Source organism: Cellulomonas sp. SLBN-39, from assembly GCF_006715865.1.
GTDB lineage: Bacteria > Actinomycetota > Actinomycetes > Actinomycetales > Cellulomonadaceae > Cellulomonas.
The window spans coordinates 1,591,579-1,605,625 of sequence record NZ_VFOA01000001.1 but is presented as its reverse complement, the minus strand read 5'-3'; the positions used below and the strand labels follow the sequence as shown (position 1 = coordinate 1,605,625).

The following is a 14,047-nucleotide window of genomic DNA, read 5'->3' as shown; positions in this document are numbered from 1 at the left end:
CCACGCCTCCGGCCTCGTGCCCCGACCGGCCCCGGTCCCGGGGCCGTGCCGTGATGGTGCGCGAGGTCGCGGGCCGGCGCACGCCGACGCGCACGCCCCGACCGGCTCGGCCGCGGCGGTTCAGCCCGACGTGACCGGGGCGGGGTCGGACGGGCCGAGGTCGGGCGGGCCGAGGCGCAGACGTGCGAGCAGCTGCTCGGGCGTCGCGGTCTGCGGGTCCCACCGGGAGTCGACGAACCACGTCGCACCGGCCTGCGCGAGCCCGCCCACCAGGTCGGCGGCCTCCGCCGGGTCGTCCGGCAGGACGCCCTGCACGACGACGTCGAAGGGACCGGCCGCCGGGTCGCGGTGCTCCTGCGACCACGCGACGACCTCGGCGACGTCCTGCGGGCTCATCGGGTCCATGGCGCGGTCGCCGCGCAGCTGGGGCACGACGCCGTCCCAGCGCACGGCCCGGCCCATGGACCGCGCGCTGGGGAAGGCCGCGACCGGCCACACCGGGATCCGGAGCCGCCCGTCGGGCCGCTCGACCGGACGCGGCAGCAGCCGCATGCCCTCGACGTGCAGGTGCGTGCCGTCGAGGTCGAACGTCTCGCCGCCCCACGAGCGGTCGAGCAGCGCGAGCGCGTCGTCGAGGCGCTCCGCCCGCTCCCGCACGCCGACGGCCTCCCCGCGCACGCCGGCGACCGCGCGGTCGTCCGGGACGCCCAGGCCGACCGGCAGCACGAGCCGCCCGCCGGAGAGGTGGTCGACGGTGACGGCCTGCTTGGCCAGCACCCAGGGGCGGCGGCGCGGCACCGCGAAGACGAGCGCGCCGAGGGTGATCCGCTCCGTCCGCACGGCGGCCGCCGCGAGCACCGCCCAGGGGTCCCAGACGGGGAAGGACGTGTCGCCCATCGCGCCGCCGAGGTCGACGCCGTCCCACGTGAAGAACCCGTCCCAGCCGTGCTGCTCGGCCTCGACCGCCATCTGCACGACCTCGTGCACCGTGCCGAAGCTCCCGACGAACCCGATCCGCACCGTCGTCCCCCTCGTCGTCCACGTGCCGCGCCCGTGCCGCACCCCTGGCGCCACGGTAGGACGGGCCGCCGACACCCGCCTCCGTGCCCGGACGACGCGGCGGGGTCCGACGGGACGGCGGGCACGGCGGCGGGGCGGCACGGGGTGGGGCAGGGTGGGGCAGGGGCGGACCGACGGGAGGAGCACGGTGGGCGCACCGGTGGACGTGGTGGTGGTCGGGTCGGGGCCCAACGGGCTCGCGGCGGCGGTGACGTGCGCCCGCGCCGGGCTGGGGGTGCTCGTGCTGGAGGAGCAGCCCACCGCCGGCGGCGGCGCCCGCACGCTCGACCTGGGCCTCGCGGACGGGGTGGTGCACGACATCTGCTCGGCGGTGCACCCGCTGGCGTGGGCGTCGCCGTTCTTCCAGGAGTTCGACCTGCCGGCCCGGGGCGTCGACCTGCTCACCCCGCCGGCGCAGTACGCGCACCCGCTGCCCGGCGGGCGGGCGGGCGTCGCGTACCGCGACCTCGACCGCACGGCCGAGCACCTGGGCGTCGACGGCACGGCGTGGCGGCGCCTGCTCGGGCCGCTCGTGCGCGACGTCGGCACCCTCGTGGCGCTCACGCTGGGCGACAAGCGCAGCGTCCCGGCCGGTGTGCTCCCGCGCGGGGTGCCCACGGCGCTGCACCTGGCGCGCGGGGTGCTCGAGCAGGGCACCGCGCTGTGGTCGCACCGGTTCGTCGACGACGTCGCCCCCGCGCTGCTGACCGGCGTGGGTGCGCACGCGATCAGCCGGCTGCCGTCGCCCGCCGCCGCGGGCACGGCCCTGCTGCTGGCGTCGCTCGCGCACGCCGGCGACGGCTGGCCGGTGCCGCGCGGGGGCTCGGGAGCGATCGTGGCGGCGCTGCGCGCCGACCTCGAGGCGCACGGCGGCCGGGTGCTCACCGACCGGCCCGTGCGCGGGTGGGCGGACCTGCCGCCGGCCCGCTGCGTCCTGCTCAGCACCGGCGCCGGTGCCGCCGCGGACCTGCTGGGCGATCGGCTGCCCGCGCGCACCGCCCGGGCCCTGCGCCGGTTCCGGCACGGCGACGGCGCCGCGAAGGTCGACCTCGTGCTGTCGGGGCCCGTGCCGTGGCGGGCGCCGGAGGTGGGCCTGGCGGGGACCGTGCACCTCGGCGGCACCCGCGCGCAGCTGGCCGCGGCCGAGGCCGACGTCGCGGCGGGGCGCCACGCGGCGGCCCCGGTGGTGCTGGTCAGCGACCCCTCCGTCGCCGACCCGGGCCGCGTCGTCGGCGGCCTGCGCCCCCTCTGGACGTACGCGCACGTGCCCGCGGGGTCCGACATGGACGTCACCGAGCAGGTGCTCGACCAGCTGGAGGGCGCGGCGCCGGGCGTGCGGGACCTCGTCGTGGCGTCCCGCTGCATCCCCGCGTCACGGATGGCCGAGCACGACGCGAACTACGTCGGGGGCGACATCTCGGCGGGCGCGGTCGACCTGCGGCAGGTCGTCGTGCGCCCCACGGCGGCCCCGGACCCCTACCGACTCGCCGAGGGCGTGTACCTGTGCTCGTCCGCGACACCGCCGGGTCCGGGGGTGCACGGGATGCCCGGCTGGTTCGCGGCCCGACGCGCCCTGCGGCAGGTGTTCGACGTCGGCACCACCCCGCGTCTGGCACCATGACCCGCGGCGGTTCCTCCGGGTGAACGTCCGTCCAGACCAGGGGCGGCGGACCACGGCCTGTGGTGCGATCGAACCCGGACGCCTACCGTCGTGAGGAGAGCCGTGGGCACCGGGCCCGCGGCGCCTGCCGAAACGGACGGAGACGGCGCGTGACGGACGACCAGCGGACGGCACCGGCACCCGTCGCGCCGCCCGCCACGCTGGCCCGGCCCGCACCCGTGGTCTCCGACCCGGCGACGGACCCCGAGGCGGGTACGACCGCCCCGGCCCAGCTGCCGTCCGACGACCCGACGGTCCCCTCGCCCCGCGGCCGGCTGCTGCCCGCCGCCCGGCCCCCGGAGGAGTTCGTCGCGGTGCGCCGGTGGGTCCTCGCGGGCGCCGCCGAGCTGCGCGCCCTGCGCGGCGAGCTCCGCGAGCAGCTCGCCGCGGCGACGTCCGACGGCTCGCGCACGCTCGGCGACATCGAGGAGAAGGTCGTCCTCGTCGCGTCCGAGCTGGCGACGAACGCCCTCGCGCACGGCGAGCCGCCGACCCAGGTGCGCCTGTGGCAGCACGGCCACGACTTCCTGCTCGACGTCACGGACTCCGACCTGACGCACCACCCGCACCTGGCCGAGGGCCGCGGGCCGGGCGAGGGCGGGTTCGGCCTGCAGATCGCCCGCCGCCTGTCCCTCGACGTCGGCTGGTACACCGAGTCCGGCCTCAAGCACGTGTGGGCGACGTTCTCCGGGCCCCGGCGGCGGTGAGCACCCCCACGCTGACGCTGCGCTCGGTCACGCTGGGCGCCGGCCGGCCGGCCGTGTGCGTGCCCGTCGTCGAGCGGACGCCCGCGGACGCGGCCCGGGGCGTCGCCGCCCTCCCGGCGGGTGCCGCCGACGTCGTCGAGCTGCGTCTCGACCACCTGACCGGCAGCGCGACGGACCCCGGTGTCGCCGTGCGGGCCGTCACCGACGTGCGGGCAGCCCTGCCGGACGGCACCCCGCTGCTCGCGACGTTCCGCACGGTCCGTGAGGGCGGCGTCCAGCCCGCCGACGAGGACGCCTACGCCGCCCTCGTGGCGGCCGTGCTCGCGGGCGGGCAGGCCGACGCCGTCGACGTCGAGCTCGCCGCAGCGCACCGCGCCGACCTGGTGCGGCGGGCCCACGACGCCGGTGCCGCGGTCGTGCTCTCGCACCACGACTTCGCCGCGACACCCCCGCGGGAGCGGCTCCTCGCGCTGCTGCGGGAGCAGGCCACGGCGGGCGCCGACCTGTGCAAGATCGCCGTCATGCCGCGCGACGTGGACGACGTCCTCGCGCTGCTCGGCGCGACCGCGGACTTCGCGCGCGACGCCGCGCGCCCGGCGGCGACCATGGCGATGGGCGGGCTGGGCGTGGTCACGCGCCTGGCCGGCGAGGTCGTCGGCTCGGCGCTGACCTTCGGGTCCGTGGGCGCGGCGAGCGCCCCCGGCCAGGTCGACGCGACCGCCCTGCACGGCGTGCTCGCGCTCGTGCACGGCGCCCTGGCGGCCGACGGCGCGCCGTCCTCCCCGGGAGCCTGAGCTCACTCCTCGCCGAGCATCCGGTACAGCTCGCGGCGCAGCGCGTCGACCTGGGCGACCGCACGGGCCCGCTGGTCGGTCGACCCCTCGGCCTGCACCTGGCGGAGCACGCCGAAGAGCTTGCCGGACGCGGCCAGCAGCTCGCCGTGCTCCTCCCAGCGCTGCGCGGCCGGGCCCCACGCGGCCTCGAGCTCGTCGGGGTGCTCGGCGACGTACGCGTGCCCGGCGTCGGTCAGCGCGTGGTCCGTCCGCGGGCTCGTCGGGTCGACGGGCGCGACGAGGCCCTCGTCGGTGAGCTGCTGGAGCGTGGGGTAGACCGAGCCGGGGCTGGGCCGCCACACCCCGCCGGTGCGCTCGGCGATGCCCTTGATCAGGCCGTACCCGTTGGACGGCCCGTCCGCCAGCAGCGCGAGGATCGCGGCCCGGACGTCACCGCGGCGCGCCCGTCCACGACCCCGCGGCCCGTGCGGGCCGCCGTGGCCGGGGCCGCCGCCCATCGGTCCGAAGCCCGGTCCGAAGCCGGGGCCGAAGCCCGGTCCGAAACCGGGGCCCCGCCCGCGACCGCCCCGGTGGGGGCCGTCGTGGTGGAGGCCGTCGTGGTCGCCGCGCCCGTGCCCGTGCCCGCCGCGCGGGTCCCCGCCACCGGGTGCGTCGTCGCCGGGCCGGGGGCCGCGGCGGGGGCGGCGGGTACCGTCGCCGCCGAGCAGGTGTCGCATGTCGTTCGCCCTCATGGGAGGTGCCCTCTCGTCGCGGACGCGCCCTTGTGATGCGTTCCGATATATCGGTACCGTACGCCTGCTCGCTCCGGTGCGCCACCCCCACCCGAGCGGGCCGCAGCCGAGCCGGGGCACCCGCACCCCGTGGGCTAGAGTCCCGCGCGGACCGGCCGTTCGACCGCCGGCGCCGCGGGACCGATCGGACAGGGCGGAGCAGGCCGCGATGACGACGACCGACACAGCCACCCTGCAGCTCGTCGTCGTGGCGCAGGCGGGCGACGACGAGGCGCTCGACCGGCTCGTCGCCGAGCACCTGCCGCTGGTCTACGGCATCGTCGCCCGGGCCCTCGGCGGGCACGCGGACGTCGACGACGTCGTGCAGGACACCTTCGTGCGGGCGGTCCGTGAGCTGCCGCGGCTGCGGCGGCCGGAGTCGTTCCGCTCCTGGCTGGTCGCGATCACGGTCCGCCAGGTCGCGAGCCACCACCGGCGGCGCCGGAGCGCGCTCGACACCCTGGCCCCGCTGCCCGAGGCCGACGCCGTGCCCGCCGAGGACGACGTGGAGGGCGACGTCGTCGGCCGCCTGCACCTGGCGCAGCAGCGCCGCGAGCTGCTCGCCGCGACGCGCTGGCTCGACGACGGCGCACGCACCCTGCTCGCCCTGTGGGTGCAGGAGGAGGCGGGCGGGCTGACCCGCTCCGAGGTGGCGGAGGCCGCGGGTGCGAGCGGCGCGCACCTGCGGGTGCGGCGCCAGCGCGTGCGCCAGCAGCTCGTCGTGGCGCGCGACGTGGTCGCCGCGCTGGAGGCGACGCCGCGGTGCACCGAGCTCGACGGCCTCCTGGCCCGGTGGGACGGCCGCCCGGCGCCGGTGTGGCGCAAGCGGATCCACCGCCACGCGCGCGGCTGCCCGGTGTGCCTGGCCACGAGCGCCGGGCGCACGTCTCCCGACCGGCTGCTCGCCGGGCTCGCCCCGGTGGTCGTCCCGGCGGCCCTGGCCGCGCGGCTGGGCGCAGAAGGTGCGACCGCCGCCCAGGTCGCCGCCGCGTCGGGGGCCGCGGCCTCGGCCGCCGAGCCGGCCGCCTCGCTGCTGGGCCGCCTCGCGCAGCTCGTGGCGGCGCACCCGGCCGCCAGCACCGCCACCGGTGCGCTGGTCGTCGCCGGCGTGGTGGTCCCGCAGGTGGTCGAGCCGGCACCCGAGCCGCCGCCCGTCGTCGTCGAGGCGCCGACACCCACCGCGACGCCCGCGCCGGCGCCGCGGACCTCCGCACCCGCGGCACCGCCGACGCCGTCCCCGACCCCTTCCCCGTCGCCCGAGCCGACCGGGCTGGTGCCCGCGGGGACGTGGTGGCTGGAGTCGGTGCAGAGCCCCGGCCTCTTCCTCGTCGACGCGGGCCAGGCCGTGGCGCTGCAGCCCGTCCCGGCGTCCGACGCCGCGACCCGCGAGGCCGCGACCTTCGTCGCCGGCCCCGGCCTGGCGGACCCGTCGTGCACGACGTTCACGGCGCCCGACGGCCAGCACCTGCGCCACCGTGAGCTGCAGCTGCGGGTCGAGCCCGCCGACGGCACGGAGCTCTTCCGGCAGGACGCGACGTTCTGCCCGGAGCCGGGCTCCGCGGACGGCACCGTGACGCTGCGGACCAGCAACTACGAGTACCTCGTCGTGCACGTGCGCGACGACGGCGTGTGGGTCGACGTGCCCGACGCGCAGGAGGAGGCCGCCGGCGAGGCGTCCTTCGTGCTGCGCCCGCCTCCCGCGCCCTGAGCCGGCCCGGCGCACCCGCCGGCGCACCGGGCGCACTTTTCGTTACGCCCTCCCCCTCCTGCGCGTCTCCTCCTCCGGGGGACGAGCCGTACGCGGCTCCGACCACCGACCACGAGGACGAGCACGGCAGGAGCACGCAGCAGGAGAGCACCCGGACGAGGCGCCACGCGCACCACGACCGCCGCGACGAGCACCGCTCGCCCCGGCGCGCCCTCGCCGACCATTGAACAATGCAGCACCGCAACGCCGGCCCGCAACGGGCGCGGCGGCATTCTTGCATTGGCCCAAAAGCGCCTTCCGACCTGCGCAGATGCATTCCATGAGACTTCTGCAACGAATCCTTTCCGGCACGTGCGGATCGTCTAGCGTCATTCGCGACAACCCCGGGCCGCCCCGTCAGGGCGCACATCGTCTGCTCCCCGCGGCCGGCTCGTCGGACACCTGATGGCTCATCAGGACCCGTGTCACGGATGAGAGGAACGACATGTCCACCAGCACGTCACGGTCCGCCCGAGGCGCCCTCGGACGACGCCGGAAGATCGGCGGTGCGCTCGCCACGGTCGCGCTCGCCGCCACCCTGCTCTCGGTCGCCGGCCCCGCCCAGGCGGCCACCACCCTCGACGACTCGGCGGCCGCCAAGGGCCGCTACTTCGGGGCGGCCATCGCGGCGAACAAGCTCAGCGACCCGGTCTACACCGGCATCCTCAACCGCGAGTTCGACTCCGTCACGGCGGAGAACGAGATGAAGTGGGACGCGACCGAGCCCCGCCAGGGCCAGTTCTCCTACACGTCCGGCGACCGGATCGTGAACCACGCCCGGGCCAACGGCATGAAGGTCCGCGGTCACGCGCTGCTGTGGCACTCGCAGGAGCCCTCGTGGGCGCAGAGCATGTCCGGCACGGCGCTGCGCAGCGCGATGATGAACCACGTCACCAAGGTCGCGACGTACTACAAGGGCAAGATCCACACCTGGGACGTCGTCAACGAGGCGTTCGCCGACGGGACCTTGGGCGCCCGCCGCGACTCGAACCTGCAGCGCACCGGCAACGACTGGATCGAGGCCGCGTTCCGCGCCGCCCGCGCCGCCGACCCGGGCGCCAAGCTCTGCTACAACGACTACAACACCGACTCGATCAACCCGAAGTCGACGGCCGTGTACAACATGGTCAAGGACTTCAAGGCGCGCGGCGTCCCGATCGACTGCGTCGGCTTCCAGTCGCACTTCGGCACCACGATCCCCGGCGACTACAAGGCCAACCTGCAGCGGTTCGCCGACCTGGGCGTCGACGTGCAGATCACCGAGCTCGACATCGAGCAGGGCTCCAACCAGGCCAACGCGTACAAGCAGGTCACCGAGGCGTGCCTGGCCGTGAGCCGCTGCACCGGCATCACCGTGTGGGGCATCCGCGACAACGACTCGTGGCGCACCGGCAAGAACCCGCTGCTGTTCGACTCCTCGGGCAACAAGAAGGCCGCGTACACCGCGGTCCTGAACGCCCTCAACGCGGGCGGCACCACGACCCCCACGCCGACGCCCACCACGCCGGCCCCCGGCACCGGCGCCGTCGACACCTCGGCCTGGTACGTGCTGGTCAACCGCGGCAGCGGCAAGGCGCTCGACGTCTACAACCTGGCCACCAACGACGGCGCCAAGATCGTCCAGTGGTCGCGCAACAACGGCACCCAGCAGCAGTGGCAGTTCGTCAGCTCCGGTGACGGCTACTACCGCCTGAAGTCCCGCCTGTCGGGCAAGGTCCTCGACGTCACCAACTTCTCGACGGCCGACAGCGCCGCGGTCACCCAGTACACGGACCGCAACCAGGCCAACCAGCAGTGGCGCCTGACCACGCTGTCCAGCGGGCACGTCACCCTCGTGAACCGCAACAGCACCAAGGCCCTCGAGGTCATGGGCGCGTCGACCGCCGACGGCGGCGCCGTCGTCCAGTACCAGAACTGGGGCGGCGCCAACCAGCAGTGGCAGCTGGTCAAGGTCGGCTGACCCCCGCCGGGTGCCGGCCGCGAGGGGCGGCCGGCACCCGGCACCCGCACCCTTCGAGGAGACGACGATGAGTTCAGCAGGGAGCAGGTCCCGCCCGCCGCGGTTCCACGCGGGGCGCGTGTCACGGCGGTTCGTGGCCGCGGTGGCGGTGACGACGGTGGCGGTCGTGGGCGCCGTGGGGCTCGTGCGGGCGCAGGACGCCTCGGCCGCGACGGTCGACACGTCCGCGTCGTACGTGCTGGTCAACCGCGGCAGCGGCAAGGCCCTCGACGTGTACAACATGGCGACGAACGACGGCGCGAAGATCGTGCAGTGGTCGCGCAACGACGGCACGCAGCAGCAGTGGCAGTTCGTGGACTCCGGGGGCGGCTACTACCGGCTGAAGTCGCGGCTGTCGGGCAAGGTCCTCGACGTCCTGAACTTCTCGACCGCCAACGGCGCCGCGATCACCCAGTACACGGACCGCAACCAGACCAACCAGCAGTTCCGGCTGGTCGACACGAGCAACGGCTACGTGACGCTGCAGAACCGGAACTCCGGCAAGGCGCTGGAGGTCCAGGGCGCCTCGACCGCCGACGGCGGCGCGGTCGTCCAGTACGACAGCTGGGGCGGCACCAACCAGCAGTGGCAGCTCGTCCGCGTCGGCACGGCCACCAGCCCGGCTCCGACGCCGTCCCCGTCGGCCTCGGCGTCCGCACCGACGGCCACCGGGTCGCTCCCGTCGAGCTTCCGCTGGAGCTCCAGCGGCGTCCTCGCCGGCCCGAAGCCCGACGCCAGCCACCCCGCGGTCGCGGTCAAGGACTTCTCCGTGATCCGCTACCAGGACAAGTGGCACGTGTACGCCACGACGGCCAGCAGCAAGGGCTGGGGCCTGGTGCACTACGCGTTCAGCGACTGGTCGCAGGCGTCGTCCGCGACGCACACGTACCTCGACCGCTCGGGCATCGGGGCCGGCTACCGCGCCGCTCCCCAGGTGTTCTACTTCGCGCCGCAGGACCTGTGGTACATGGTCTACCAGACCGGTCCGCCGACCTACTCCACGACGAAGAACCCCGCCGACCCGCTGTCGTGGTCCGCGCCGAAGAAGCTCATCGCCAACGAGCCCGCGATCGTGTCGCAGAACAAGGGCAACGGCACCTGGATCGACTTCTGGAACATCTGCGACGCCCAGAATTGCTACCTGTTCTTCAGCGACGACAACGGCCACACGTACCGGGCCCAGACGGCGCTGGCGAACTTCCCGAACGGCTTCGGCAACGTCCAGATCGTCATGACCGACAAGCCGAACAACAACTTCGAGGGCGCCAACGTCTACAAGGTCGCCGGGAAGAACCAGTACCTCATGGTCGTCGAGGCGATCGGCTCCACCGGCCGCCGCTACTTCCGGTCCTGGACGGCGACGAGCCTGACGGGCGCGTGGACGCCGCTCGCCGCCACGGAGTCCAACCCGTTCGCGGGCCGCGCCAACGTGACCTTCCCCGAGGGCACGTGGACGCAGGACATCAGCCACGGCGAGCTCGTGCGGTCCGGCAACGACCAGACGCTGCCGATCAGCCCGTGCCGGCTGCAGTACGTCTACCAGGGGCAGAGCCCGTCCGCCTCGGGCGACTACCTGCTCCTGCCCTGGCGGATGGGTCTGCTCACGCAGACGAACTCCACCTGCTGACGCCTTCCCCGCAGCGCACGAGCCCGCCCCGACCTCCACGGCCGGGGCGGGCTCGTCCGTCCTGCGGCGGTCGGCCCGCTCAGCGCTGGTCGTCGGTCCTGCGTCGCTCGACCTCGTCGGCCGCGGCACGCGCCTTGCCGGCGTCGCCGCGCTCGCGCGGCGGCCCGTCACCCACCGGATCCTGGAGCATGTGGGACTGGACGAGCTCGTGCCGCTGGACGTACGTGTTGGCGACGGCCTGGATCGTCGCCGCGACCGGCAGGGCCAGGAACGCACCGAGCGCACCGAACACGGCGCCGAACGCGAGCACGACCACGAACGACACCGCCGGGTTCATCTCCAGGGCACGCGCGGAGATCTTCGGCGACAGCCACAGGTTCTCGACCTGCTGGTACGCCACGACGAACACGAGGACGGCCACCGCCTGCGGCACGCCCTGCGAGGTCAGCGCGACGACGATGGGCAGCGCACCGCCCAGGTACGTGCCGATCGTGGGCACGAACTGCGAGGTCAGGCCGACGAACACCGCGAGCGGCACGGAGTACGGGGTGCCGAGCACGGCGAGGAACGCGAACGTCGCGACCGTGGAGATCGCGGCCAGCACGATGCGGGTGTTGATGAAGTCCGAGACCTTGACCTGCGTGATCTCCCACAGCCGCAGCACCTCCTGCTGCCGGTTCGGGGTGAGCCAGCGGCAGATCGACGCCCGGAACCGTGGGCCCGCGGCCAGCAGGTAGTACGTCACCAGGCCGATCGTCAGCGACGCGAAGACCGCGCCCAGCACGCTCGACCCGATGGCCAGCGCCTGACCGGCGACCTCGGAGCCCCACTCCTCGGCCGCCTGCTGCAGCAGGTCCTCGACGCGCGGCACCTCGACGCCGAAGCGGTCGCGCACCAGGTCCTGCACGCCCGCGTACGCGTCGGGCACGTTGCGGATGAGCTGGACGAGCTGCTGCACGAACAGGTTGCCGAACAGCGCGAGCACCACGACGACGGCGACGAGGCCGCCGAGCAGCGCGACGGCCGCGGCCGCCCCGCGCTTCCAGCCGTGCCGGACCAGCCAGACGACGATCGGCTCGAGCGCGAGGGCGATGAACGCGGCGATGAGCAGGTTGACGAGCAGGCCCTGCAGCGCGGCGACCGCGCCCCACGCCCACACGCCGACGAACACGGCCGCGACGGCCATGGCCAGCCCCTTGCCCCACCAGCGCGGCGGGCGGCGGGCGTCGTGCTGCAGGGGACGGGTCCCCTCGTCGCCCGGTGCGGCGGGGGCGCCGATCATCGGGGCGGGTGCCGGGGCGTCGTCGACGGCGGTGCCCGTCGCGCCCGGGGTGGCCGGCGGGGTGGCCGGCCGGTCGGTCGGCTCGGCGGCCGGTCGGTGCTGGGGGTCGTCCTGCGGCGTCACGTGGTCCTCCTCGCGCGGGCCGGTCCTCGACCGGTGCGCCCACCCTAGGACCGGCGCCCGCACCGCCGGTGGAGGCGGGCCCGTGCCGCGCCCGGGGCGGCTACCCTGCCGCCCATGAGCAGCCCCGCAGGCCACGAGCCCGTCGTGGTGCGCGACGCCACGACCGCCGACGCGGCCGCGTGCGCCGCGATCTACGCGCCGTACGTCGAGGGCACGACCGTGTCGTTCGAGGTCGAGCCGCCGGGCGTCGACGAGATGGCCCGACGGGTGGGGGCGGCGCTCGCGTCGCACGCGTTCCTCGTCGCGGAGGTGGGCGGCGTGACGGTCGGCTACGCGTACGCGGGCCCGTACGCGGCGCGCGAGGCGTACCGGTGGGCGTGCGAGACGAGCGTGTACCTCGCCCCGGCGGCCCGCGGGCGGGGGCTGGGCCGGATCCTGTACACGGCGCTGCTGGACCGGCTGACCGAGCGGGGCTTCCGGCAGGTCGTCGCGGGCTACACCCTGCCGAACCCGGCGAGCGCGGGCCTGCACGCGTCGCTGGGCTTCGAGCCCGCGGGCACGTTCCGCGCGGTGGGCTGGAAGCTCGGGGCGTGGCGCGACGTGACGAAGGTGCAGCGCGCGCTGGGCCCGGGTGCGGGGGTCCCGCCCGCGGACGCGTCCTGACGCGCGCCGCGCCTGGAATGCGTCAGCCGTCCTCGGGGTGGGCGGCGGCGAACAGGCGGGCGGGGCGGGCGCCGGGCGGGCGGAGCGCGGGGTCGTCGGACCGGCCGGCGAACCGCTCGGTGAGCGACTCGACGGCCCGGCACAGCTCCGCGAGCTCGTCCCGGGTGGCCCAGAACCGGGCCGTGGTGAGGGTGGTCGCGCTGACCCAGTCGGGGTCGTAGTCCTCGGGGTGCGCGAAGTGGTCGACGAGGCGGGCGGCCTCGCGCTGGACGACGAGCGCCGCGACGGCGGCGACGCCGGCCACGGAGGCCGGGTCGTCCACGTCGGCCTGCATGCGGCGCTGGGCGTGCGCGGCGCGCCAGGGCTTCTCGCGCCCGCGGGGCGTCGCCCGCTCCACGTAGCCGGCCTTCTCGAGCTGGCGCAGGTGGAACGAGCAGTTGGCGACGGTGTGGCCGGTGCGGGCGGCGACGTCGCTGGCCGTGAGCTCGCCGTCGTCGTCGAGGAGCTCGAGGATCTCGACGCGCAGGGGGTGGGCGAGCGCACGGAGGACCGCGGGGTCGGAGGTCTGCAGGGTGCGGGCGGGGTCGGCCACGGGTCGGGCGCTCCTCGGGCGTGGGTGTCGGGGCGGGGGCGTCAGAACGGGCGGTGGCGGAGCTGGGCCTCGGCGGCGAGCCGGTCGCGGCGGAGGGCGTCGCGCTCGGCGACGGGGTCGAAGCCGGGTCGGCGGTCGGTCGTGCGGTCGGTGGTGCGAGCGGTGCGGGTGCGGCGCGGCGGGCGGTGCATGGCGGTCCCCTCTCGTTCCTGGTCGCCGGGTGCGGCGGCAGGACCGACCCTACGCGTGCAACACCTCTTGCGCAATGGTTGTTGCGCAAGAGGTGTTGCACGGTCATTGCGCGTGACGCACGCCCGTGCCGGGCGCCATCCTCGTGCCGTGCCCGACCTCGCCCCCGCCGCCCTCGCCGGGCTCCTCGCCGGCTGGGCGATCGCCGTGCCCGTCGGTGCCGTCAGCGTGATGATCGTGCTCCTCGGCGCCCGGCACGGGTGGCGCACCGGCTGCGCGGGCGGGCTCGGGGCCGCGGTCGTCGACGGCGCGTACGCGACCGTCGCGGTGGTGGCCGGCGCCGCGCTGGCCCCGGTGCTGCTGCAGGCCGGTGACGCCGTCCGGTGGCTCGCGGCGGCCGTCCTCGTCGTCGTGGCGGCGCTGCTCCTGCGCTCCCCCGCGGCCGACGCCGCCGACCCGTCCACCCCGGCGGACGGCGCACCCGCCGCACCGGGCGCCGCCCCCTCGGCAGGCGTCGCGACCCGCGCCATGACGCCGGCCCGGGCGTTCTGGCTCGTCCTGGGCGCGACGGTCGTCAACCCGACGACGGTCGTCTACTTCGTCGCCCTCACCGCGGGGTCGGCGACGACGACGCTGACGACGGGTGGGCAGCGCGCGGCGTTCGCCGTCGGGGCCCTGGTCGCGTCGGCGGCGTGGCAGCTCGTGCTCGGCACGGCCGGCGGGTGGGGTGGCACCCTGCTGGCCGGGCCCCGCGGGCGGCGGTGGACAGGCCTGGTGGGTGCAGCCGTGGTGCTGGTGCTCGCCGTCCGGACCGCGCTGGGCTGACCGCGCCGGG

General features: G+C 75.9%; 13 protein-coding genes. 8 read left to right on the top strand and 5 right to left on the bottom strand.

All coding sequences use genetic code 11. The features are described 5' to 3' along the window. Positions 1 to 120: 120 nt before the first annotated feature. Positions 121 to 1,020 carry an LLM class flavin-dependent oxidoreductase gene (locus FBY24_RS07345; RefSeq protein ID WP_142159384.1) on the bottom strand — a complete coding sequence of 300 codons (900 nt, stop codon included), beginning with the start codon at positions 1,018 to 1,020 and terminating at the stop codon, positions 121 to 123. Between the two features lie 187 nt (positions 1,021 to 1,207). On the opposite strand from FBY24_RS07345, the gene FBY24_RS07340 reads away from it, so the two are divergent. From FBY24_RS07340 to aroD, 3 genes are all read left to right on the top strand, one after another. Continuing rightward, positions 1,208 to 2,680, top strand: coding sequence for an NAD(P)/FAD-dependent oxidoreductase (locus FBY24_RS07340; protein WP_255432278.1), 1,473 nt, complete (start codon positions 1,208 to 1,210; stop codon positions 2,678 to 2,680). Positions 2,681 to 2,829: 149 nt separating this feature from the next. After that, the gene (locus tag FBY24_RS07335; protein WP_222117216.1) at positions 2,830 to 3,426 is read left to right on the top strand and encodes an ATP-binding protein; all 597 of its coding nucleotides are present in this window, start codon (positions 2,830 to 2,832) and stop codon (positions 3,424 to 3,426) included. After that, positions 3,423 to 4,220 carry a type I 3-dehydroquinate dehydratase gene (gene aroD, locus FBY24_RS07330; protein ID WP_142159382.1) on the top strand — a complete coding sequence of 266 codons (798 nt, stop codon included), beginning with the start codon at positions 3,423 to 3,425 and terminating at the stop codon, positions 4,218 to 4,220. The genes FBY24_RS07335 and aroD overlap by 4 nt, the downstream gene beginning before the upstream one ends. 2 nt (positions 4,221 to 4,222) lie before the next feature. Here the strand turns inward: aroD and FBY24_RS07325 are convergent, their stop codons facing one another. Beyond that, positions 4,223 to 4,951, bottom strand: a complete 729-nt coding sequence (locus FBY24_RS07325) for a PadR family transcriptional regulator (protein ID WP_255432277.1) — start codon at positions 4,949 to 4,951, stop codon at positions 4,223 to 4,225. Between the two features lie 208 nt (positions 4,952 to 5,159). On the opposite strand from FBY24_RS07325, the gene FBY24_RS07320 reads away from it, so the two are divergent. The 3 genes from FBY24_RS07320 to FBY24_RS07310 all read left to right on the top strand — a co-directional run bounded on the left by FBY24_RS07320 (position 5,160) and on the right by FBY24_RS07310 (position 10,363). Then, on the top strand, positions 5,160 to 6,698 hold the full coding sequence (locus tag FBY24_RS07320) for a sigma-70 family RNA polymerase sigma factor (RefSeq protein WP_142159380.1): 1,539 nt from the start codon (positions 5,160 to 5,162) through the stop codon (positions 6,696 to 6,698). Between the two features lie 484 nt (positions 6,699 to 7,182). Continuing rightward, positions 7,183 to 8,697: an endo-1,4-beta-xylanase gene (locus tag FBY24_RS07315; RefSeq protein WP_142159378.1), complete on the top strand. Its 1,515-nt coding sequence runs from the start codon at positions 7,183 to 7,185 to the stop codon at positions 8,695 to 8,697. A 67-nt stretch (positions 8,698 to 8,764) separates the two neighbouring features. Further along, entirely contained in the window at positions 8,765 to 10,363 is a 1,599-nt protein-coding gene (locus FBY24_RS07310; protein WP_142159376.1) for a non-reducing end alpha-L-arabinofuranosidase family hydrolase, read from the top strand. A gap of 79 nt (positions 10,364 to 10,442) precedes the next feature. Here FBY24_RS07310 and FBY24_RS07305 read toward each other — a convergent pair whose 3' ends face one another. Further along, positions 10,443 to 11,768, bottom strand: a complete 1,326-nt coding sequence (locus FBY24_RS07305; RefSeq protein WP_255432276.1) for an AI-2E family transporter — start codon at positions 11,766 to 11,768, stop codon at positions 10,443 to 10,445. A 114-nt stretch (positions 11,769 to 11,882) separates the two neighbouring features. Here FBY24_RS07305 and FBY24_RS07300 point away from each other — a divergent pair, with 114 nt between their 5' ends. Then, complete coding sequence (locus FBY24_RS07300; protein WP_142159374.1) at positions 11,883 to 12,431, top strand: GNAT family N-acetyltransferase; 549 nt, start codon at positions 11,883 to 11,885, stop codon at positions 12,429 to 12,431. Positions 12,432 to 12,453: 22 nt separating this feature from the next. Here FBY24_RS07300 and FBY24_RS07295 read toward each other — a convergent pair whose 3' ends face one another. Both FBY24_RS07295 and FBY24_RS18960 read right to left on the bottom strand, forming a co-directional pair. Continuing rightward, positions 12,454 to 13,023 (bottom strand): helix-turn-helix transcriptional regulator, encoded by a 570-nt coding sequence (locus FBY24_RS07295; protein ID WP_142159372.1) that lies wholly within the window; start codon positions 13,021 to 13,023, stop codon positions 12,454 to 12,456. Positions 13,024 to 13,064: 41 nt separating this feature from the next. Further along, positions 13,065 to 13,214 (bottom strand): hypothetical protein, encoded by a 150-nt coding sequence (locus tag FBY24_RS18960; RefSeq protein WP_160158456.1) that lies wholly within the window; start codon positions 13,212 to 13,214, stop codon positions 13,065 to 13,067. 148 nt (positions 13,215 to 13,362) lie between these two features. Between FBY24_RS18960 and FBY24_RS07290 the strand changes: the two genes are divergently transcribed. Beyond that, positions 13,363 to 14,037 (top strand): LysE family transporter, encoded by a 675-nt coding sequence (locus tag FBY24_RS07290; RefSeq protein ID WP_160158455.1) that lies wholly within the window; start codon positions 13,363 to 13,365, stop codon positions 14,035 to 14,037. Positions 14,038 to 14,047: the final 10 nt, after the last annotated feature.

Excerpts from the sequence above, each read along its gene's own strand:
- FBY24_RS07325 (WP_255432277.1), bottom strand. The coding sequence starts at position 4,951 with ATGAGGGCGAACGACATGCGACACCTGCTCGGCGGCGACGGTACCCGC.
- FBY24_RS07320 (WP_142159380.1), top strand. The coding sequence starts at position 5,160 with ATGACGACGACCGACACAGCCACCCTGCAGCTCGTCGTCGTGGCGCAG.
- FBY24_RS07315 (WP_142159378.1), top strand. The coding sequence starts at position 7,183 with ATGTCCACCAGCACGTCACGGTCCGCCCGAGGCGCCCTCGGACGACGC.
- FBY24_RS07310 (WP_142159376.1), top strand. The coding sequence starts at position 8,765 with ATGAGTTCAGCAGGGAGCAGGTCCCGCCCGCCGCGGTTCCACGCGGGG.
- FBY24_RS07300 (WP_142159374.1), top strand. The coding sequence starts at position 11,883 with ATGAGCAGCCCCGCAGGCCACGAGCCCGTCGTGGTGCGCGACGCCACG.
- FBY24_RS18960 (WP_160158456.1), bottom strand. The coding sequence starts at position 13,214 with ATGCACCGCCCGCCGCGCCGCACCCGCACCGCTCGCACCACCGACCGC.